The sequence below is a fragment of the Flavobacterium sp. genome (assembly GCF_044341185.1).
Taxonomy (GTDB): Bacteria; Bacteroidota; Bacteroidia; order Flavobacteriales; family Flavobacteriaceae; genus Flavobacterium.
The window spans coordinates 1-19,094 of record NZ_JBIISE010000023.1 but is presented as its reverse complement, the minus strand read 5'-3'; the positions used below and the strand labels follow the sequence as shown (position 1 = coordinate 19,094).

The window sequence follows — 19,094 nt, the reverse complement described above, 5'->3', positions numbered from 1 at the left end:
TTAGTGAGGTGTTTTTTGAAAAATTAATTTTTAAATAATATACATTCAAAAATTGAAGCTGACAATTCAACCATTTTCTTTTATAGAAATTTTGTTACTTTGCGACAAATTAATACGAAATGCAAAAAAACAAACTCGCTTTATTAGAGTATTTAGAAAACTTTATGTCTGAAAACAGAAAAAACAGATTTATTGATGTGCTAAAGAACAGAACCAATCATTTTACTATTGCTATGGAAGATGTATATCAACTTCATAATACCAGTGCTGTAATGAGAAGTTGTGAGGTTTTTGGAATTCAAAATTTACATATTGTTGAACAACGTTACGGTAAAGCGATTGACAAACAAATTGCAATGGGTGCCGAAAAATGGGTAGACATCAACCAACATCAAGATATGAAAAGTTGTATCGCAAATTTACGGGCAAAAGGGTATCAAATCATTGCTACCACACCACATAATGATTCCTGTATGTTAGACGCCTTTGATGTAACTAAAAAATCGGCGATATTTTTCGGAACTGAAATTGACGGGCTTTCTGAAGAAGTAATGAAAGAAGCGGATGGTTTTATAAAAATTCCAATGGTTGGTTTTACTGAAAGTTTAAATATTTCTGTTTCAGCAGCACTTGTTATTCAAGATATTACTAACAGAATGCGACAATCAGATATCAATTGGCAACTTACTGAAGAAGAAGTGTTAGAAAAACGGTTGGATTGGACCAGAAAAACAATAAAAGATGTTGATTATATTGAGAAACAGTTTGTGGAATAGTTTTCAGTAATCAGTTTTGAGTTGACAGTTGTAAATAGCTACTTGACACTTTTTACTTTTCACTTTTCACTTTTACTTTGCACTTTGAAACTTTGCACTTTGACACTTTGCAACTCTTCCCTTAAACTATTTTCTTTTCAAAACTTTATAATCATTATAAGAAGTAGCCAAAGCATCTAATACTTGCAAATCACTTGCTGTATTTATGAAATTTTTAGAATAATTACATTTCTCTAATATTTTATCTATTTCATTTTTATCTAATTGCAATAACATAACCAAAACTTCTCGGTTTGTATTATTACTTAAAATAGAAGCAAAATGCGTATCATTTTTTAAATTTATTAATTTCTTAAAATCTCTTTCTTTAGAATTAAATAAAGAATACACCAAATCTACTGGATTTGACAATGATTTTAATAAATTTTCAGTTGCGTTTTTGGCCTTCATTCCAGGTTCATAACCTAAATTTAAACCTGCAATATTGTAGCGGTAATTCTCATTTACTGGAATTAATTTTGTGTCAATTTGTAAATATCCAGTTAAGGTATAACTGGTTACCAAAACTGTTTCAATTTCATTTTCTTTATAACTTAAAAAAACAGTTTGAATTCCAGAATATGATTTTTGATTCACACCAACCTCAGCATAATTATATCCCAAATGAGAAAACAACAATTTATCATTAGTTTTCGCAAAAATTTCAAAATCACCATTTTCAGAAGCTAAAACTACTGTAGAAGTGTTTTTATTTAAAACCGTTACTCTTGCAATTGGCATTTTGGTCTTTATATCCATAATTTTTCCTTTCACTTTTATTTGCAATGAGTCGGATTGAGAAAACCCAAATACGGCATTTAAAATTAAAAAAAGAAAAGCTATTTTTTTCATCTGAAAATTTATTTCTACAAAAATAAGATTTAATTTTAAATAGTGAATAGTGTTAACATAAGATTATAAAAAGTTTGATTTTAAGTCATAAAAAATCCCGAATCGAATACACGAATCGGGATTATTATATTTAAACTAAAAAATTAGTCGTTTGATCTTCTTGGTGTTCTTCTTGCTCCTTCAAATCCAGAACTTCTTCTTTCAGTTGAACGACCTTCTGTAGCACGACCTTCACCTCTTCTTCCGCTATCGCGAGAATCAGAACTTCTTCTATCGCTTCCTCCTGTTGATGAAGTTCTTGGTCTGAAACCACTTCCTCCTTCACGGTTGAAACCACCTTCGCGATTTCCACCACCTGAGTTTCCTCTGTAGCCTCCACCTTCACGGTTTCCTCCATCACGGTTTCCTCTGTAACCACCGCCAGAATTTCCACCTTCACGTCTTCCTGAGAATCCGCTTCCGCCAGATCTTCCGCCACCACTTCTTCCGTTATGGTCTCTGCGTCCTGAACTTCTTCCACCTTCGTTTTTAGAAATTTCAACGTTAATTTTTCTGCCGTTAATATTCACCGCATTCAAAACTTCCATTACTTTTTCTGCCAATTCAGCATTTGTGTTAAAGAAAGAAAAACCTTCTTTACAGTCTACTTTAAATACGTCGTCTTGACCTACTTGTAAAGTATCACGTAAATAATCTTTCAGAGTCATCCAATCATAATCATCTCTTGTACCTATATTAATAAAATATCTTACAGTACCATCAGAAGGAATTTCAGCTCTACTAGAAGCACCAGTTTGAGAAGCTAAATCTTTAGATTTTTTGTAATAATTTAAGAAACGATTAAATTCTACAGAAATTACTTTTTTAATTAACTCTTCTTTAGGAATGTCTTGTAACAACTCCATAATTGAAGGCAAATACGTATCAATTGAATGATCTGTTTCTGTATCTTTAATTTTGTTCGCTAAGTGTAATAACTGAATTTCGCAGATTTCCATTCCAGAAGGAATCGCTTTTTCTTCGAATTTCGTTTTAATAATTCGCTCAATTGAGTGAATTTTTCTGATTTCACTTTTCGTAATAATTACAAACGAAGTACCCGATTTTCCGGCACGACCTGTACGACCTGAACGGTGCGTATACGTTTCAATTTCGTCTGGTAATTGATAATTGATTACGTGAGTAATGTTGTCTACGTCAATTCCACGAGCCGCCACGTCAGTAGCCACAAGCATTTGAATTTGCCTTCCACGGAACGATTTCATTACGCCATCACGTTGTGCTTGCGATAAATCTCCGTGTAATGCAGCAGCATTATACCCGTCTTCAATTAATTTTTCTGCAACCGCTTGTGTATCTCTTTTCGTTCTACAAAAAATTACAGAGAAAATATCTGGATTCGCATCTGCCAATCTTTTTAATCCCTCGTATCTATCACGTGCATTAACTAAATAATATTCGTGAGAAATGTTTGCTGAACTAGAGTTTTTATGACCTACCGTAATTTCTTGCGGGTTTCTCATAAATTCTTTAGCGATTCTGGCTACTTCTTGCGGCATTGTTGCCGAGAATAACCAAGTGTTTTTGTCTTTTGGCGTGTCTGATAAGATACTTGTAATATCTTCATAGAAACCCATGTTTAACATTTCGTCTGCCTCATCAAGAACACAGATGCTGATGTTTTTAATATTCACCATGCCTCTGTTAATCATATCTTGCATTCTACCCGGTGTCGCCACAATTACTTGTGCGCCTCGCTTAATATCACGCGCTTGATCATGAATACTCGCGCCACCGTATACTGCAACAGTATATAAACCGTCGATGTATTTTGAGTATAATTTAATCTCGTTTGTAATTTGCAAACACAATTCTCTTGTTGGAGAAAGTATTAATACCTGTGTTTGCTTGTTGAATGGGTCAATTTTTTGGATTAGCGGAAAACCAAAAGCTGCGGTTTTTCCTGTTCCTGTTTGGGCAAGAGCTACGATATCTGTGTCATCTTCCAATAATAGTGGTATAGCCTTCTCCTGTACTTCCGACGGGGTCTCGAATCCTAAATCACGTATTGCTTTTAACAACGATTCGTTTAACCCTAATTGCTCAAATTTATTCATTATATATTTTTAAATTGGGTGCAAAGGTAGAATTAAAAAACGGATAAAACAAATTTGTTTTTAATTGATTTTCAGAAAGTTACGATAAAGTAATAGCTTTTTAACAATGAATTTACAGTTGCTCAGATAAATTAGATAAGAAATTTATCAATTTTTGAACTGCAATTCCTCTGTGACTAATTACAGTTTTTTGCTCCATAGTCATTTCTGCAAAAGTAGCGGAAAAACCTTCAGGTTGAAAAATTGGATCGTATCCAAAGCCTTGATTTCCTGACTTTTCCAAAGTAATTTCACCTTTTACTATACCTTCAAATAAATGTTGTTGGTTATTAATATTCAACGCGATAATGGTTTTGAATTGAGCTTTTCTATTGGTTTTAGATGTTAATTTCTGTAAGACCAAATCCATATTGTCTTCAGCATTCTTTTGTTCACCAGCATAACGAGCTGAATACACGCCAGGTTCGTTATTTAGACTTTCGATTTCCAAACCTGTATCGTCAGCAAAACAAGGTAAACCGAAATTTTCAGTAACATAATTGGCTTTCAAAATAGCATTGCCTTCTATCGTTTCTGCCGTTTCCGGAATGTCCACAAAACAACCAACGTCTTCTAAGGAAACAATTTCAAATTGCGAACCGACTTGTTGCTGAATTTCGGCTATTTTGTTTTTATTGTTAGATGCGAATACTAATTTCATATTTTGGGTACGCGGATGACGCGGATTTGATGGATTTAACTAATTTATTATTTCCAACGCAGATTGGAGGAATTATATAAATTTTTAAAATTTCTTTAATCTGTGTTGCAAAATATTATTGCAATTTCAATATTTTGTTATTAATATCTGTTATCAATTGCGGTCCTTCGTAAATGAAACCAGTATATAATTGCACTAAACTCGCTCCAGCATTTAATTTTTCGATAGCATCATCGGCAGAATGAATACCTCCTACTCCGATAATTGGGAAGGATTTATTGCTTTTTTCTGATAAAAATCTAATTACTTCTGTAGAACGCTTCGTTAATGGTTTGCCAGATAATCCGCCCATTTCCTCTTTATTTTCAGAAGTTAATCCGTCACGAGAAATAGTGGTGTTGGTTGCTATTACACCTGCGATTTTAGTTTCGTTTACAATATCAATAATATCTACTAATTGCTCGTTAGTCAAATCGGGTGCGATTTTTAAAAGAATTGGTTTCCCATTCGACAAGCTCAGGGTAACAGCTTTTTGATCATTCAAATCTTGCAACGTCTGTAATAATTTTGTCAAAGGCTCTTTTTCTTGTAGCTCGCGAAGATTTGGTGTGTTTGGCGAACTTACATTTACCACAAAATAATCTACATAATCATATAACGCTTCGAAACAAATTACATAATCATCCGTAGCATTTTCATTTGGGGTAATTTTATTTTTACCGATGTTTCCACCAATTAAAACACCTTTATTTTTCTTTAGTCTTAAAATCGCTGCTTCTACTCCACCATTATTAAATCCCATTCGATTAATAATTGCTGAATCGGATTTTAAACGAAATAATCTTTTCTTAGGATTTCCGTCTTGTGGTTTTGGAGTTAGCGTTCCAATTTCAATAAAACCAAATCCAAAATCTGATAATTCATTGAATAGTTTCGCATCTTTATCAAATCCTGCAGCTAATCCGACAGGGTTTTTGAATTTCAATCCGAAAACTTCTCTTTCTAATCGTTTGTCTTCGACTACATAAATCGCTTTTATAATTGAAGTTACAAATGGAATTTTAGAAATAAATTTCACCAATGAAAAGGTAAAATAATGTACTTTTTCTGGATCGAAACAGAATAATATAGGACGTAAAAGTAATTTATACATAATGATAGTTGTGTTGTACTGCAAAAGTAATTTTTAAAGACAGATTACACAAATTTTCGCAAATTAAAATAGGAAACAAAAAAACCACTAAAATTATTAGTGGTTAGTTACTTAGTTATAAAAAATTATTTCGGATTAGTAGCAATCACAAACTTCAAATTGTTCTTCACGCCTATTTGAAGGACATCCACTAAATCTTGAACCTGTAAATTAAACGGAATTCGAACCACAACGGTTTGTTCTTTATCTGTACCAATTTTAGCTAACAACTCTTTTTCCAATTCTTCAAAACTAACAGGTTGTTTATCAATAAAAAATGCTTTGTCTTCCGTTACAGAAATACTTATAAATTGTTTATTTGTTTTTTCGTTTGTTTTCGATTTTGGCAACGTCATTTTAATTACATTCGGATTCGCCAATGTTGAGATGATTAGAAAAAACAACAGCAAGAAGAACATGATGTCACTCATTGATGACGCATGTACTTCTGCATGAAAACGTCTGTTTCTTTTAATTGCCATTTGGTCGCTGAATTATGTTTACAAATTCTAATACTTGTTTTTGAACATTTAACATAAAATGGTCAATTTTCCCATTCAATAAATGGTAACCTGCGTAAGCAATTAAGCCTACGATAAGTCCAGCTCCAGAAGAAATCATTTTTTCGTATAATCCACCAGAAATATTTCCAATACTAATGTTTTCAGTAATAGAAATACTATAGAAAATTTTAATTACCCCCGAAATCGTTCCCACGAAACCTAAAGTAGGTGCCATACCAGCAATTAAACCTAATTGTCCCATTTTACGTTCCATCTCGCCTAATTCAATTTGAGCCATACGTTCCATATTCGATTCAATTTCAGAAATAGGTCTTCCAATGGTTAAAATCCCTTCTTTTACTACTCTAGCTGTAGCATTATTTACTCTTTCTGCAGCACCTACAGCTAAATTTATATTGCCGCCGATTAAATGTGTACGCACTTCTTTAAGCAGAAAATCGTCGTTTTTTGTAGTTTTAGTGATATACAAATACCTTTCTACAATTAAATAGATGGTATAAATCATCAAAATAATAATTGGGATTAAGAAAAAACCACCTTTTAAAATGAATTCAAAAACCGATATTCCTTCGTTAACAGTTGTTGTATTTGTATCTGCCACATTTGTTACAGCTTGTGCAACAGTATCTACAGAGGTTTGTAAAAAAAATCCGATCATAAGTAATACTATTCTTAATTAATTTTTTGAAATTTGCACTAAAGATACATTTTTCTATAAAGTATAAAACTAAAAAAAGAAGATTTTATTTTACAGAAGAAGAAATTTTTTACAACTAACTAAAAATGACCTATAAAGAATCCATAAATTGGCTATTTAACCAACTACCGATGTTTCAAAACATAGGTGCATCAGCTTATAAAGAAGACTTAACAAATATCTTAGTACTGACCAAATATTTACACAATCCCGAATTAGACTTCAAATCTATACACATAGCAGGTACGAATGGAAAAGGTTCAACGAGTAGTATGATTGCCTCTGTATTTATGGAAGCCGGTTATAAAGTTGGCTTATACACGTCACCACATTTGAAGGATTTCAGAGAACGAATTACAATAAATGGAAAAAAAATATCTAAAAATTATGTACATAAATTTATTTTAAATCATAAGTTGTTTTTTGAGAAAACCGAATTAAGTTTTTTTGAAATGACAGTTGGATTAGCCTACCAATATTTTTCAGATAAAAAAGTAGACATAGCGATAATTGAAGTTGGAATGGGAGGCCGATTAGATGCTACAAATAGCATTACACCTTTACTTTCAGTAATTACAAATATCGGAAAAGATCACACACAATTTTTAGGTGATACTTTAGAAAAAATCGCCTTTGAAAAAGCCGGAATAATAAAGCAGAACATTCCAGTTGTAATTGGAGAATATACATCACAAACAAAACCAGTTTTTACAGAAGTCGCCTCAAAAAACAAATCAAAAATTTATTTTGCACAAGATATAAACCATCCAGATTACCCTTGTGGACTTCTTGGTAATTATCAAATAAAGAATAAAAAAACAGTTATTGAAGTATTTCGAAATTTAAAATCCAATTTCAAGATATCAGAAGAAAATATAAAAAACGGAATAGCAAATGTAGTACTCAATACTCATTTACAAGGTAGATGGCAAATTTTACAAGAAAATCCAAAAGTGATTTGCGACACAGCTCATAATGCGCATGGACTTGAAATAGTGATGAATCAATTAAAAAAAGAAACATACAACCAATTGCATATTGTTTTAGGTGTGGTAAACGACAAAGATTTAGAATCGATTTTACCTTTATTTCCAAAAAATGCCAGTTATTATTTTTGTAAACCCAAAAACGAACGTGGTTTAAATTCAAGTACACTTCAAGAAAAAGCAAAATCATATCAACTTATAGGCGACACATATAACTCTGTTTCAAAAGCTTACAAAGCAGCATTAGAAAAATCATCTGATAAACATTTGATTTTTATTGGAGGGAGTAACTTCGTGGTATCAGAAATAATTTAATTTTTTAGATTTTTATTTGCAAATACCAAAAACAGATGTATATTTGCACTCGCAATACGAAAGAATTGCTTTTTATTGGGGCAATTAGCTCAGCTGGTTCAGAGCACCTCGTTTACACCGAGGGGGTCGGGGGTTCGAACCCCTCATTGCCCACTTATTAAATCCTACAGAAATGTAGGATTTTTTTTTGCTTTATATTCACTTATTAATAGAATGTTAACCTACGTGAATCGTTGTTTTATAAAAAAATAACAAAATCGCTTATTTTTGTTAACAAAATGTACTTTTATCAGAAATGTACTTTTCAAAAAATGTTAATAACTACATAGCTGTAAAAACCATTTTTCTGAAAATAACCATATTTACAACGTTTTCGTAAATATTTGATTTTCAATATAAATTATAATAATTGTTAATAAAAATGTTAATAACCATAAAAAGTTTTGTTATTATTCAAAAAAAAGTTTTTATATTTGCCTCATAACTTTTAAAAATAAACAAATTATGAAAAAAGTATTACTAACTGCTGCGGCAGTATTATCATTAACTTTTGTTAATGCACAAGATTTAAAATCTAAAAAAGGAGAAGCTTATTTACCAGTTGCTGGAGATTGGGCTGTTAGTTTTAATGCTGACGGAATTTTCGAATATGCAGGTAATGCATTTAATGGAAATACCAACAATTCTGCTCCTTCTGTAGATTTTGTTACGAATAACGCTTTTGTAGGGAAAAAATTCATTACAGACAAAATGGCTTACAGAGTGGTTGCTAATTTAGGATTTGGTTCAAGTAATGTTACTGCACCAAATGCATTAAACACAGCAAATACTGAAACAAAAAGATCAGGATTTGATTTAACTGCAGGTTTAGGTAAAGAATGGAGAAAAGGCTCTACTCGTCTTCAAGGTTTTTATGGTGCTGATGCTTTAATTAATGTAAGTTCTCGTTCTGAAGAAATTACTACAACTACATCAACAGGTACTTTTGTAAGCAGTGAAGAAAATAAATCTGGATTAGGTTTAGGATTAGGTGTTCAAGGGTTTTTAGGAGCTGAGTATTTTATCTTCCCTAAATTTGCTATTGGCGCACAATATACTTACAGAGTAGGTTTTGATGTTCAAGGTAAGTCTGAAAGCACGTTCAAAAATGGAACTGCTGCTGCTGTAACTACAGAAGGTGGTAAAAGTTCAAACTTTGGATTTGGTAATGTTGGAATTACTTCAATCAACTTGACGTTACATTTCTAAGATTTTAATAAAATACAAAAACCGACTTATTTAATTATAAGTCGGTTTTTTTTATGTTTACTATTTTCTCCTAACTTAAAGTAGAAAGAATTCCTCCTAAAATAGCAAAGACAAATATAAAGCCATACAAGGAAATAATAATTAAAGTAAATATTCCTAAAAATTTATGGTGCGATTTTAAATTTTCTAAACCAGCTGTTAATAATTGTTTGTTTTTTGAATGTAATGCTGCACTTGTTTTAGTAGCATATTGATACAAATAATACACCGGGAAAAAATAAATAGCTGCAAAAAGCACATAAATTATCGAGAAAACCGACATTGAAAAAGGCAATTCAGGCATAGTAGAAGCTCCCATAGCACTAAAGCCAATCGCCATAAAAAGACTAACCAAGACCATTAAACCAATTCCTATAAAACCAATAATAGCCATAAATTTTGACCATTTGGCACTTTCTTGTAAAAACCCAACTGCAGCACTAGTCAGCTGGTTCTCAAAATTTTCTGTTTGTTTTTCGTTTTCCATAATATACTAATTTTCAAATTCTTTTAAAGTATTGATAATAATGGTTACACAATCTAATAATTGCTCTTCTGTCATCACTAAAGGTGGCGCAAAACGAATAATGTTACCGTGGGTTGGCTTCGCTAATAATCCGTTTTCAGCTAATTTCATACAAATATTCCAAGCTGTATCACTTTCTTCTGTATCATTAATGACAATAGCGTTTAACAAACCTTTTCCACGAACCAAAGTTGCAATAGTTGAAGTTTGAATATATTTGTATAACTCTTCTCTAAATATTCTACCTAATTTTCTTGCGTTTTGAGCTAAATTTTCTTCTGAAACCACATCTAAAGCTGCCATTGCAACAACAGCTGCCACAGGGTTTCCTCCAAAGGTAGAACCGTGTTGTCCAGGTTTAATCACATTCATTATTTCATTATTTGCTAAAACAGCTGAAACTGGATACGCTCCTCCAGAAATTGCTTTTCCTAATATCAAAATATCAGGCTGAACATAGGTGTTTTGTTTTTCGCAAGACTTTTCGCAAGTACAGTTTCCACAAACCGCTAATAATGATCCTGTTCTTGCAATACCCGTCTGTACTTCATCTGCAATAAATAATACATTGTATTTCACACACAATGCTTTTGCTTTAGCTATATAATCTTCAGATGGAACATAAACACCCGCTTCACCTTGAATTGGTTCTACTAAAAAACCTGCAATATTTGGCGAAGATGAAATTGCTTTTTCTAAAGCTTCAATATCGTCATAAGGTATTCTTATAAATCCATCTGTAAAAGGGCCGAAATTTTTTCGTGCGTTTTCATCATTTGAGAATGAAATTATTGTAGTAGTTCTTCCGTGGAAATTGTTTTCGCACACAATAATTTGCGCTTGTTTTTCTGCAACGCCTTTTTTCTCATACGCCCATTTTCTACAAATTTTAAGAGCAGTTTCCACAGCTTCAGCACCTGTGTTCATTGGCAAAACCTTATCAAAACGAAAATAATTGGTTACATACTTTTCATACACACCAAGCTTATCATTATAAAATGCTCTTGAAGTTAAGGTAAGTGTTTGTGCTTGTTCCATCATTGCTCCAACAATTTTTGGATGACAATGCCCTTGATTTACTGCGGAATAAGCAGATAAAAAATCGTAATATTTTTTTCCTTCTACATCCCAAACAAAAACCCCTTCCCCTTTATTTAATACTACAGGTAATGGATGGTAATTGTGAGCACCGTGTTGGTCTTCCAGAGCAATAATTTCTGCTGGATTCATTTTTTCTAAAAGTGACATGATTTATTTTTATTGATTGTCAAATCGCAATTCCTACTTATTGGAGAGAAATCATCCTTAATGTGTAAAATTACAAAATATAAATTCCAAATTCCAAATAGAAACAGTTGTAATTTGGAATTTTAAAATAGGATTTCTAACCGTTATACATTTCTAATAACTTTGTAACTGTATTCCAATTTCTTATGGTAGCCACCACGCTTAATTTTTTTTCTATGTATTTCTGGTCTAAATTGGTTTTTCCAGCACCAATTGCATATTTAATATAAATTCTATTAGAATCAATTGCTGCTTCATCTGGTTTAATATTACTTATTTTCAAGTCGTTTATTGCTTCAGCTGTCAACTCTTTAGAAATATAAGCCACATATAATTTTTTAATGTCGCAATCTTTTTCTTTCAAAAACGGATTATTTTTAAAACACAATTCTAAATTCGATTTAGAAATCATAATAACAGGAACATCATAGCCAAATACTTTTGAAATCTCTTGTTTGATTTTAAAGCCTATACTTGCGGCATTCTCTTCTTCCGATTCCAAAAAAACATTACCCGATTGAATGTACGTTTCTACATTCTGAAACCCCATACTATCTAGCATTTTTTTTAAGGCATCCATTTTAATCATATTATGTCCTGATACGTTTATACCTCGTAAAAGCGCTAAATATTTTGTCATTATTCTAAAATTTTGATATAAAAGTAAAATAATTTATCTAATCCGCATAACAATTCTTATTTTTGCGACATGGGAAAAAAGAGAACAGAAAGAATCGTATTCGAAAACGTACAAATCCTTGATGCAGGTGCAAAAGGTGTATCCGTAGCAAAAGCTCCAGATGGTAAAGTGATTTTTATTCCGAATGTGGTGCCTGGAGATGTGGCCGACATTCAAACCATGAAAAAAAGAAAAGCATTTTATGAAGGTAAAGCTATAAAAATTCATGAATTTTCGGAACACAGAACAGAACCAATTTGTGAACATTTTGGTGTTTGTGGCGGGTGCAAATGGCAAAATATGAAGTACAGCCAACAATTGCATTACAAACATAACGAAGTATTTAATAATTTGAAACGTATAGGAAAAATTGAGATGCCCGAACTTGAGCCTATTTTAGGTTCGGAAAAACAATTTTTCTACAGAAATAAAATGGAATTCGGTTTTTCATCTACGCGTTGGATGACACCTGAAGAAGTGGCTTCTGGAGCAGAATTAGATAACAAAAATGCGGTAGGATTTCATATTCCAAGAATGTGGGATAAAATTTTAGACATCACAAAATGTCATTTACAAGAAGATCCGTCAAACGATATTAGAAATGAAATTCGTCGATTTGCGAACGAAAACAAGTTGTCATTTTATAACCCACGAACCAACGAAGGTTTATTGAGAACGTTAATGATTCGTACTGCTTCAACAGGCGAATTAATGATATTAATTCAGTTTTTTGAAAATAATAAATCGGAAATTGAATTAATGATGCAGTTTTTAGCCGAACGTTTTCCTGAAACTACATCCTTACAATATGTTGTCAATCAGAAAATGAACGATACCATTTATGATCAAGATATTATCACTTTTAAAGGTAGAAATTACATTTTAGAAGAAATGGAAGGACTACATTTTAGTATTAATGCCAAATCGTTTTACCAAACCAATTCGCAACAAGCGTATGAATTATATGCCATTACACGAGATTTCGCTGGATTAACTGGTGAAGAATTAGTGTATGATTTATATACAGGAACAGGAACAATTGCCCAATTCTTGTCGAAAAAAGCTAAAAAAGTAATTGGCGTTGAGGCTGTCCCTGAAGCAATTGCCGACGCAAAAGAAAATGCCAACAGAAATAACATTACAAATTGCGAATTTTTTGTTGGTGATATGAAAAATGTGTTTAACGATGATTTCATCAACAAACACGGACATCCAGATGTAGTAATTACCGATCCACCACGAGATGGAATGCATAAAGACGTTGTCGCACAATTATTAAAAATTGGAGCCGAAAAAATAGTATATGTAAGTTGTAATTCAGCAACACAAGCTCGTGATTTGGCTTTGTTAGATGAAATGTACAAAGTTACACGAGTGCGACCAGTAGATATGTTTCCGCAAACGCATCACGTAGAAAATGTAGTACTTTTAGAAAAAAGATAAGATATGAAACAACTGTTTTTAGTAGTAGTATTTAGTGTTTTCTTTTCGAGTTGCGAAAAAGATGATATTTGCGATGCTAATACGCCAACTACACCAAAAGTTGTGATAGAATTTTATGATGTTTCTAATCCAACAACACTTAAAAACGTAACTAATTTAGGTGTAATTGCTCCCGGATTTACAAATGGTTTTGGATTTACTGCAGTAAGTAAAATAAAAGTGCCATTAAAAACGTTTCAAGATACTTCAATTTTACATTTCATTCAAAATGGAAGTATTGACCCAACAACAGACGACAATTTAGACGAAATTACTTTTAATTATACCAGAAAAACAGTTTTTGTTTCTCGCGCTTGTGGATATAAAACGTTGTTCACACTAAATACCACTAACCCAATTACGGTAACACCTGATTCAAACAATTGGATACAAAACGTTATTGTTTCACAACCAAATATTGAAAACGAAGATGAAACACACATTAAAATATATTTTTAGTCTACTATTTATGCTGCTGTTTTCTATAAATGGAACTGCACAAGAAAAAGATACTTTAAAAATTCCTCAACGCTATGGATTACGATTGGGAATTGATGCACATCGTTTGACAAAATCGTTATATAACGACAACTATAAAGGATTAGAATTAATAGGAGATTATAGAATAACTAAGAAATTTTATGCCGCAGGAGAAATAGGTAACGAAGAAAAAACTACAGCAGACGACAACATTAATTACACAACAAAAGGAACCTATTTTAAAGTAGGTTTTGATTTTAATGCCTATGAAAATTGGTTAGATATGGAAAATATGATTTTTATTGGAATGCGTGCTGGTGTAGGAAGTTTTAATCTTAAACTAAATAGCTTTACTATATATCAACCTGGAAATTATTACGGAATAAACACAAATACATCTGATCAAGAATTCAACGGACTTTCGGCAAGTTGGTTAGAAGTGGTAAGTGGTTTAAAAGCGGAAGTTTTAAATAATTTATATGTTGGGTTTTCCTTGCGGTTAAATTATTTAATGTCTAATAATGAACCGGAAGGCTTTGCAAATTTATACATTCCTGGTTTTAATAAAACCTATGAAAACAGCAAGTTTGGAGCAGGAATTAACTATACAATAAGTTATTTTATACCTTTTTATAAAAGTAAAGAAAATTCAAAAACTCCAAAACCAAAAAATTAAAAAATTCCAAACTTTGAAACTTTGAAACTTTGAAACTTAAAATTTAACTATTTAATCTCTTTCACCCCTTTAATAAAAAGCCATTTCACAAACAACTTTTCACCTTCACTGGTTTTTACTACCTGAAATTTTGGTGCTAAAATAGTAGCTACTACAAAAGCCGCTAATGGAATTTGCCAACTTGTAAAACCTGTATAAGTTCCAACAATAAAACGGAATGCAATGAAAAGGACTAAAAATCCTAACATATTAAAAACTAAAGATTTGGTTTGTTTTGACATACTATTATTATTTTTTTTTATTATAAACTAATTATTCATTGACCTGAAATTTAGTTCGCTTGCTTCCTGCATACATTTCGTATTTCACGAATCGTGCTTCTAATTTTCCATTAAATAATTTTATTTTTCTACTTGGACGTAAACCTACAAATTTTAAGGCTTCCAAATTTGCAGTAATAAACCAAGCATTTGTTCCTGGATAATTTTGCTTCATGGTGTCACCAATTTCTCTATAAAATCGTTCCATTTCTATATTCAAACGCTCACCATATGGTGGATTGAAAACCATATGCAACGGCCCTTCTACTTCTTTCTCAGATTGAAAGAAATCGGCTTGTTTGATAGTTACATAATCGTCTAAATTGGCGTTTTTAATATTGTCTTTTGCTTTTTCAACTGCACTTGGCGCTTTATCGCATCCAACAATCGAATAATGAAATTCTCTTGTTTTTTTCAATAACGATTCTAAAACCTTATCAAATAATTCCGAATCCCAATCTGGCCATCTTTCAAAGGCAAATTCCTTTCTATTGATGTTAGCTGGAATATTACATGCAATCATCGCGGCTTCTGCAACTATCGTTCCACTTCCACACATAGGGTCTAAAAAATGGGCGTTCCCATCCCAACCTGATAAAATTAACATTCCTGCCGCTAAAACTTCATTAATGGGAGCAATATTAGTAGCTGTTTTATAACCTCGCTGATGTAATGAAACACCAGAAGTATCTAATGAAAGCGTACAAAAATCTCTATCAATATGAATGTGAATACGTAAATCTGGAAAATCTTTATCAATACTTGGACGTTCGCCGGTGTTAGTTTTAAATTGATCTACAATTGCGTCTTTTACTTTTTGAGCCACAAACTGACTATGAGTAAATTGTTCTGAATATAAAGTTGTTTCTACAACAAATGATTGTTGCACTTTTAGATAGTCTGACCAATCCACTTTTTGAATGCCATCATACAGCGTTTGTTCATTATACGCCTTAAAAGTATGAATGGGTTTTAGAATTTTTAAAACCGTACGTAAAGCCAAGTTAGCCTTGTACATAAAACCTTTATCACCCTGAAAACTAACACTTCTAGTTCCTTTTACAACATTTTGAGCTCCTAATTGGAACAATTCTTTTTCTAGAATTTCTTCAAAACCAAAAAAAGTTTTGGCTACCATTTTAAAATTTTCCATAGACCTCTTTCCCTCAGAGAGAATTTAATTAGTAATTATTTGCAAAAATACGTTAAATTTGTTGATTCATAATTTCCAAACAGATAAATGTCAAATTCTACAGCAAAAAATTCAGAAAATTGGTTCAGCACTTGGTTTGATTCGCCCTATTATCACATTTTGTATAAAAATAGAAATGAAGAAGAAGCACAAGTTTTTATGGACAATATTACACACTATCTGAATATGCCCGAAAACGGAACTATATTAGACTTAGCTTGTGGAAAAGGTAGACATTCTATTTACTTAAACAAATTAGGATACCAAGTAACAGGAGTCGATTTATCAGAAAATAGTATTGCAATTGCTAATGAATCTTCAAATGAAACATTACAATTTAAAACGCATGATATGCGTGAGCCGATGAATGAAACTTATGACGCAGTTTTTAATTTATTTACAAGTTTTGGATATTTTGACACATTTGAAGATAATATCAAGACCTTAAAAGCTATTAAAGATAGTATTAACGAATATGGTTTTGGAGTGATTGATTTTTTTAATACCAATTTTATTATAGAGAATTTAGTAGCCGAAGAAACCAAAGAAATTGATGGCATTACTTTTAACATCAAACGTTTTGTTGAAAATCAGAAGATCATTAAAGAAATTAGATTTGAAGACAAAGGTGAAACTTACAACTTTACAGAAAAAGTTTCAGCTTTTACTTTAGCTGATTTTGAATCAATGATGGAAGAAGCAGGTATTTACTTATTAGAGATTTTTGGAGATTACAAATTAAAAAAGTTTTACAAAACACAATCAGAACGTTTAATTATGATTTTTAAATAATGAACTACACTATTTACCTTTTCCCTTTACTATCTGTAATTTTAGGATATATTTTCGCCATATTCTTCGCACCAAAAAGCAAAAATAATTTAAAATTATTATTAGCATTTAGTGGGGCGTTTTTATTGTCATTGACCGTTATGCATTTACTTCCAGAGGTTTATCATAGCGAAGAAACAATAACCGAACCAGGTCATGAAGGTCATTTTCATTCTAAAATTGGAATTTTTATTATGATTGGAATTGTATTTCAAATCATATTAGAATATTTTTCAAAAGGTGCAGAACACGGACATGTTCACGGACATAACAAAATGTCACATATTCCTTGGTTGTTGTTTTTTAGTTTGTGTTTACACGCACTTTTAGAAGGCTTACCCATTAACAAACATCCACATTTGGCCTACGGAATTGCCATTCATCACTTTCCAATTGCTATAATTTTAACCACGTTTTTCAAAAACGCACAATTGAATTCTAAAGCTATTTTATTTTTCATGATTACTTTTGCCTTTATGACACCAATTGGGACATTTTTAGCAGATAATTTGAGTGTTATTACGAATTATTCATCGCAATTATCCGGAATTGTAATTGGGATTTTATTTCATATTTCTTCAACCATCATTTTTGAAAGTAGCGAAGGTCATAAATTCAATTTAGCCAAATTAGTTGTAATTGCTTTAGGAATATTATTGGCCAGTTTTATGTAATTTACTTATTCTTTTCTTCAATCCAACGACTCATAAACTCTGTACTCCTTAACGTATGAAATTGCAACATTTGCCCAATAAAATTAGCCAATCTATGTGTTTCTAAATTAGTTTGAAGTTCAATTAACACATCCAAAAATTTAGACTTATAAAATGAAAACAGAAACTTCTGTTGAATGATTTTGTATCCATTTTCCACAGCCTGTTCCCAAACTTCTTGATTGGAATATAACAAAACCGCTTTTGAAATAAAATCAGAGTAATCGTTCTCGACAAATCCGTTCCACGGTAAATTATCATACATAGCTTCTGCTCCAATTAAAGTAGTTACAGATGGCGTTCCGTATTCCATACATTCCAATAATTTTCCTTTTATTCCAGCTCCAAATCGAATAGGCGCTAATAAAACTCTTGAAGAACGAATAACTTCTTCAGCACTTTCAGCTCTACCGTGAATTAAAAATCCATCTTTAGGATTATGTAATTGAAGAACTTTTTGAGTTGGATACGCTCCGTATATATTAAGTTTTGCATCTGGCAGCAATTCTTTTAGCATAGGCCAAATGTCACTTTTCAAGACTAAAACGGAATCCCAGTTTGGTTCGTGATAAAAATTCCCAATAAATACAAAATCTTTTTTAGTTTGAAAATCTGGTTGTTCTGCATTAAATTTTTCAATGCATATAGGCAAATAAAACAAAATAGCTTTTGGAACTTGAAAAACAGTTTCCAATAAATGCATTTCATAATCTGAAACCATAAGCGACAAATCACATCTAAATATCGAGGCGATTTCACGTTTAGCGATATCAGAATTGAAATCTAAAGTCTCAAAGGAAGTGTTTTTCTTAATTGCTTCTTGTCTTGCTTTACGCAAACAATGTAAATCTTCAGTGTCTAATATTTTAATTGCATTTGGCAATACATTTGATACACGCCAACCAAATTGTTCTTCTACCATAAATCGATCAAATAAAACCAAATTTGGATTCATTTTCTGCAAGTAATCATCAAAAGAACTATCATTAAGTTGTATAAATTGAGTCGTAATTCCTAATCCAGCTAAATCAAAACAGAATTCACTATCTGTAGCAGTAGAAGCGTACTCAATACTATAATTTTGAAATAAAAAGTATCGAATTAATTGAAGCATTCTACTTCCTGCTGCAGAAGAAGTAGGTTCTACCCAAACCGAACTTATTATTAGTAATTTATTCATCCTCAAATATACAAAACTTTTATTTTGTGCGTTCCCCTTCAGGTCGTGTGTTCCGTTATATTTTTTTTGGTGTTATTTTTTTTTTTAAAGGATGCCACTCCACCCACTAACGCTTAGGTTTTCATAAGATAAATCTTGTAAACAAGTTATGAATCTCGTTTATATAACAAAAATAAGAGGCTATCTTTTCAGATAGCCTCTTATTAAAAGAAGGCGGCGAACCGAGCTTGCGAACACGCCGTA

General features: G+C 31.8%; 20 protein-coding genes and 1 tRNA gene. 9 read left to right on the top strand and 12 right to left on the bottom strand.

Annotated features, from left to right (window positions below):
• Positions 1-119 precede the first annotated feature (119 nt).
• Entirely contained in the window at positions 120-776 is a 657-nt protein-coding gene (locus ACIQZ1_RS06485; RefSeq protein ID WP_396160148.1) for a TrmH family RNA methyltransferase, read from the top strand.
• Between the two features lie 126 nt (positions 777-902).
• Here the strand turns inward: ACIQZ1_RS06485 and ACIQZ1_RS06480 are convergent, their stop codons facing one another.
• The 6 genes from ACIQZ1_RS06480 to ACIQZ1_RS06455 form a co-directional block, all read right to left on the bottom strand.
• Positions 903-1,667 carry a carboxypeptidase-like regulatory domain-containing protein gene (locus ACIQZ1_RS06480; protein WP_396160146.1) on the bottom strand — a complete coding sequence of 255 codons (765 nt, stop codon included), beginning with the start codon at positions 1,665-1,667 and terminating at the stop codon, positions 903-905.
• A gap of 143 nt (positions 1,668-1,810) precedes the next feature.
• Entirely contained in the window at positions 1,811-3,784 is a 1,974-nt protein-coding gene (locus ACIQZ1_RS06475; protein ID WP_396160144.1) for a DEAD/DEAH box helicase, read from the bottom strand.
• Between the two features lie 112 nt (positions 3,785-3,896).
• A complete protein-coding gene (locus tag ACIQZ1_RS06470; RefSeq protein ID WP_396160142.1) occupies positions 3,897-4,484 on the bottom strand; it encodes a non-canonical purine NTP diphosphatase in 588 nt (195 codons plus the stop codon).
• 115 nt (positions 4,485-4,599) lie between these two features.
• A complete protein-coding gene (locus tag ACIQZ1_RS06465) occupies positions 4,600-5,637 on the bottom strand; it encodes a quinone-dependent dihydroorotate dehydrogenase (protein ID WP_396160140.1) in 1,038 nt (345 codons plus the stop codon).
• 125 nt (positions 5,638-5,762) lie between these two features.
• On the bottom strand, positions 5,763-6,158 hold the full coding sequence (locus ACIQZ1_RS06460; RefSeq protein ID WP_353148711.1) for a biopolymer transporter ExbD: 396 nt from the start codon (positions 6,156-6,158) through the stop codon (positions 5,763-5,765).
• Positions 6,148-6,858 carry a MotA/TolQ/ExbB proton channel family protein gene (locus tag ACIQZ1_RS06455; protein WP_396160138.1) on the bottom strand — a complete coding sequence of 237 codons (711 nt, stop codon included), beginning with the start codon at positions 6,856-6,858 and terminating at the stop codon, positions 6,148-6,150. Before ACIQZ1_RS06455 ends, ACIQZ1_RS06460 begins: the two co-directional genes overlap by 11 nt.
• A 125-nt stretch (positions 6,859-6,983) precedes the next feature.
• On the opposite strand from ACIQZ1_RS06455, the gene ACIQZ1_RS06450 reads away from it, so the two are divergent.
• The 3 genes from ACIQZ1_RS06450 to ACIQZ1_RS06440 all read left to right on the top strand — a co-directional run bounded on the left by ACIQZ1_RS06450 (position 6,984) and on the right by ACIQZ1_RS06440 (position 9,446).
• Positions 6,984-8,198 (top strand): bifunctional folylpolyglutamate synthase/dihydrofolate synthase, encoded by a 1,215-nt coding sequence (locus ACIQZ1_RS06450; RefSeq protein ID WP_396160136.1) that lies wholly within the window; start codon positions 6,984-6,986, stop codon positions 8,196-8,198.
• Positions 8,199-8,276: 78 nt separating this feature from the next.
• Positions 8,277-8,351, top strand: a tRNA-Val gene (locus ACIQZ1_RS06445).
• A gap of 351 nt (positions 8,352-8,702) precedes the next feature.
• Entirely contained in the window at positions 8,703-9,446 is a 744-nt protein-coding gene (locus ACIQZ1_RS06440) for a hypothetical protein (protein WP_396160134.1), read from the top strand.
• A 70-nt stretch (positions 9,447-9,516) separates the two neighbouring features.
• Here ACIQZ1_RS06440 and ACIQZ1_RS06435 read toward each other — a convergent pair whose 3' ends face one another.
• The 3 genes from ACIQZ1_RS06435 to ACIQZ1_RS06425 all read right to left on the bottom strand — a co-directional run bounded on the left by ACIQZ1_RS06435 (position 9,517) and on the right by ACIQZ1_RS06425 (position 11,938).
• Positions 9,517-9,972 (bottom strand): hypothetical protein, encoded by a 456-nt coding sequence (locus tag ACIQZ1_RS06435; RefSeq protein ID WP_396160132.1) that lies wholly within the window; start codon positions 9,970-9,972, stop codon positions 9,517-9,519.
• A 6-nt stretch (positions 9,973-9,978) separates the two neighbouring features.
• On the bottom strand, positions 9,979-11,259 hold the full coding sequence (gene rocD / locus ACIQZ1_RS06430; protein WP_396160130.1) for an ornithine--oxo-acid transaminase: 1,281 nt from the start codon (positions 11,257-11,259) through the stop codon (positions 9,979-9,981).
• Between the two features lie 136 nt (positions 11,260-11,395).
• Positions 11,396-11,938 (bottom strand): DUF1697 domain-containing protein, encoded by a 543-nt coding sequence (locus ACIQZ1_RS06425; protein ID WP_396160128.1) that lies wholly within the window; start codon positions 11,936-11,938, stop codon positions 11,396-11,398.
• A 69-nt stretch (positions 11,939-12,007) separates the two neighbouring features.
• On the opposite strand from ACIQZ1_RS06425, the gene rlmD reads away from it, so the two are divergent.
• From rlmD to ACIQZ1_RS06410, 3 genes are read left to right on the top strand one after another with little or no spacing between them, the layout of a single operon-like run.
• The gene (gene rlmD / locus ACIQZ1_RS06420) at positions 12,008-13,420 is read left to right on the top strand and encodes a 23S rRNA (uracil(1939)-C(5))-methyltransferase RlmD (RefSeq protein WP_396160126.1); all 1,413 of its coding nucleotides are present in this window, start codon (positions 12,008-12,010) and stop codon (positions 13,418-13,420) included.
• Positions 13,421-13,423: 3 nt separating this feature from the next.
• On the top strand, positions 13,424-13,918 hold the full coding sequence (locus tag ACIQZ1_RS06415; protein WP_396160124.1) for a DUF6452 family protein: 495 nt from the start codon (positions 13,424-13,426) through the stop codon (positions 13,916-13,918).
• Entirely contained in the window at positions 13,890-14,615 is a 726-nt protein-coding gene (locus tag ACIQZ1_RS06410) for a DUF6048 family protein (protein WP_396160122.1), read from the top strand. Before ACIQZ1_RS06415 ends, ACIQZ1_RS06410 begins: the two co-directional genes overlap by 29 nt.
• 47 nt (positions 14,616-14,662) lie before the next feature.
• On the opposite strand, the gene ACIQZ1_RS06405 is transcribed toward ACIQZ1_RS06410, so the two are convergent.
• Together ACIQZ1_RS06405 and ACIQZ1_RS06400 are read right to left on the bottom strand one after the other, a co-directional pair.
• Positions 14,663-14,896 (bottom strand): hypothetical protein, encoded by a 234-nt coding sequence (locus ACIQZ1_RS06405; protein WP_396160120.1) that lies wholly within the window; start codon positions 14,894-14,896, stop codon positions 14,663-14,665.
• Positions 14,897-14,927: 31 nt separating this feature from the next.
• Positions 14,928-16,088, bottom strand: coding sequence for a class I SAM-dependent RNA methyltransferase (locus ACIQZ1_RS06400; RefSeq protein ID WP_396160118.1), 1,161 nt, complete (start codon positions 16,086-16,088; stop codon positions 14,928-14,930).
• A gap of 87 nt (positions 16,089-16,175) precedes the next feature.
• Between ACIQZ1_RS06400 and ACIQZ1_RS06395 the strand changes: the two genes are divergently transcribed.
• Both ACIQZ1_RS06395 and ACIQZ1_RS06390 read left to right on the top strand, forming a co-directional pair.
• Positions 16,176-16,919 carry a class I SAM-dependent methyltransferase gene (locus tag ACIQZ1_RS06395; protein ID WP_396160116.1) on the top strand — a complete coding sequence of 248 codons (744 nt, stop codon included), beginning with the start codon at positions 16,176-16,178 and terminating at the stop codon, positions 16,917-16,919.
• A complete protein-coding gene (locus ACIQZ1_RS06390; protein WP_396160114.1) occupies positions 16,919-17,632 on the top strand; it encodes a ZIP family metal transporter in 714 nt (237 codons plus the stop codon). Before ACIQZ1_RS06395 ends, ACIQZ1_RS06390 begins: the two co-directional genes overlap by 1 nt.
• Position 17,633: 1 nt before the next feature.
• Here the strand turns inward: ACIQZ1_RS06390 and ACIQZ1_RS06385 are convergent, their stop codons facing one another.
• Positions 17,634-18,851 (bottom strand): glycosyltransferase family 4 protein, encoded by a 1,218-nt coding sequence (locus ACIQZ1_RS06385; RefSeq protein WP_396160112.1) that lies wholly within the window; start codon positions 18,849-18,851, stop codon positions 17,634-17,636.
• Between the last annotated feature and the right edge of the window lie 243 nt (positions 18,852-19,094).

Coding starts and splice junctions, on each gene's coding strand:
- ACIQZ1_RS06485 (WP_396160148.1), top strand. CDS start 120: ATGCAAAAAAACAAACTCGCTTTATTAGAGTATTTAGAAAACTTTATG.
- ACIQZ1_RS06480 (WP_396160146.1), bottom strand. CDS start 1,667: ATGAAAAAAATAGCTTTTCTTTTTTTAATTTTAAATGCCGTATTTGGG.
- ACIQZ1_RS06475 (WP_396160144.1), bottom strand. CDS start 3,784: ATGAATAAATTTGAGCAATTAGGGTTAAACGAATCGTTGTTAAAAGCA.
- ACIQZ1_RS06470 (WP_396160142.1), bottom strand. CDS start 4,484: ATGAAATTAGTATTCGCATCTAACAATAAAAACAAAATAGCCGAAATT.
- ACIQZ1_RS06465 (WP_396160140.1), bottom strand. CDS start 5,637: ATGTATAAATTACTTTTACGTCCTATATTATTCTGTTTCGATCCAGAA.
- ACIQZ1_RS06460 (WP_353148711.1), bottom strand. CDS start 6,158: ATGGCAATTAAAAGAAACAGACGTTTTCATGCAGAAGTACATGCGTCA.
- ACIQZ1_RS06455 (WP_396160138.1), bottom strand. CDS start 6,858: ATGATCGGATTTTTTTTACAAACCTCTGTAGATACTGTTGCACAAGCT.
- ACIQZ1_RS06450 (WP_396160136.1), top strand. CDS start 6,984: ATGACCTATAAAGAATCCATAAATTGGCTATTTAACCAACTACCGATG.
- ACIQZ1_RS06440 (WP_396160134.1), top strand. CDS start 8,703: ATGAAAAAAGTATTACTAACTGCTGCGGCAGTATTATCATTAACTTTT.
- ACIQZ1_RS06435 (WP_396160132.1), bottom strand. CDS start 9,972: ATGGAAAACGAAAAACAAACAGAAAATTTTGAGAACCAGCTGACTAGT.
- rocD (WP_396160130.1), bottom strand. CDS start 11,259: ATGTCACTTTTAGAAAAAATGAATCCAGCAGAAATTATTGCTCTGGAA.
- ACIQZ1_RS06425 (WP_396160128.1), bottom strand. CDS start 11,938: ATGACAAAATATTTAGCGCTTTTACGAGGTATAAACGTATCAGGACAT.
- rlmD (WP_396160126.1), top strand. CDS start 12,008: ATGGGAAAAAAGAGAACAGAAAGAATCGTATTCGAAAACGTACAAATC.
- ACIQZ1_RS06415 (WP_396160124.1), top strand. CDS start 13,424: ATGAAACAACTGTTTTTAGTAGTAGTATTTAGTGTTTTCTTTTCGAGT.
- ACIQZ1_RS06410 (WP_396160122.1), top strand. CDS start 13,890: ATGAAACACACATTAAAATATATTTTTAGTCTACTATTTATGCTGCTG.
- ACIQZ1_RS06405 (WP_396160120.1), bottom strand. CDS start 14,896: ATGTCAAAACAAACCAAATCTTTAGTTTTTAATATGTTAGGATTTTTA.
- ACIQZ1_RS06400 (WP_396160118.1), bottom strand. CDS start 16,088: ATGGAAAATTTTAAAATGGTAGCCAAAACTTTTTTTGGTTTTGAAGAA.
- ACIQZ1_RS06395 (WP_396160116.1), top strand. CDS start 16,176: ATGTCAAATTCTACAGCAAAAAATTCAGAAAATTGGTTCAGCACTTGG.
- ACIQZ1_RS06390 (WP_396160114.1), top strand. CDS start 16,919: ATGAACTACACTATTTACCTTTTCCCTTTACTATCTGTAATTTTAGGA.
- ACIQZ1_RS06385 (WP_396160112.1), bottom strand. CDS start 18,851: ATGAATAAATTACTAATAATAAGTTCGGTTTGGGTAGAACCTACTTCT.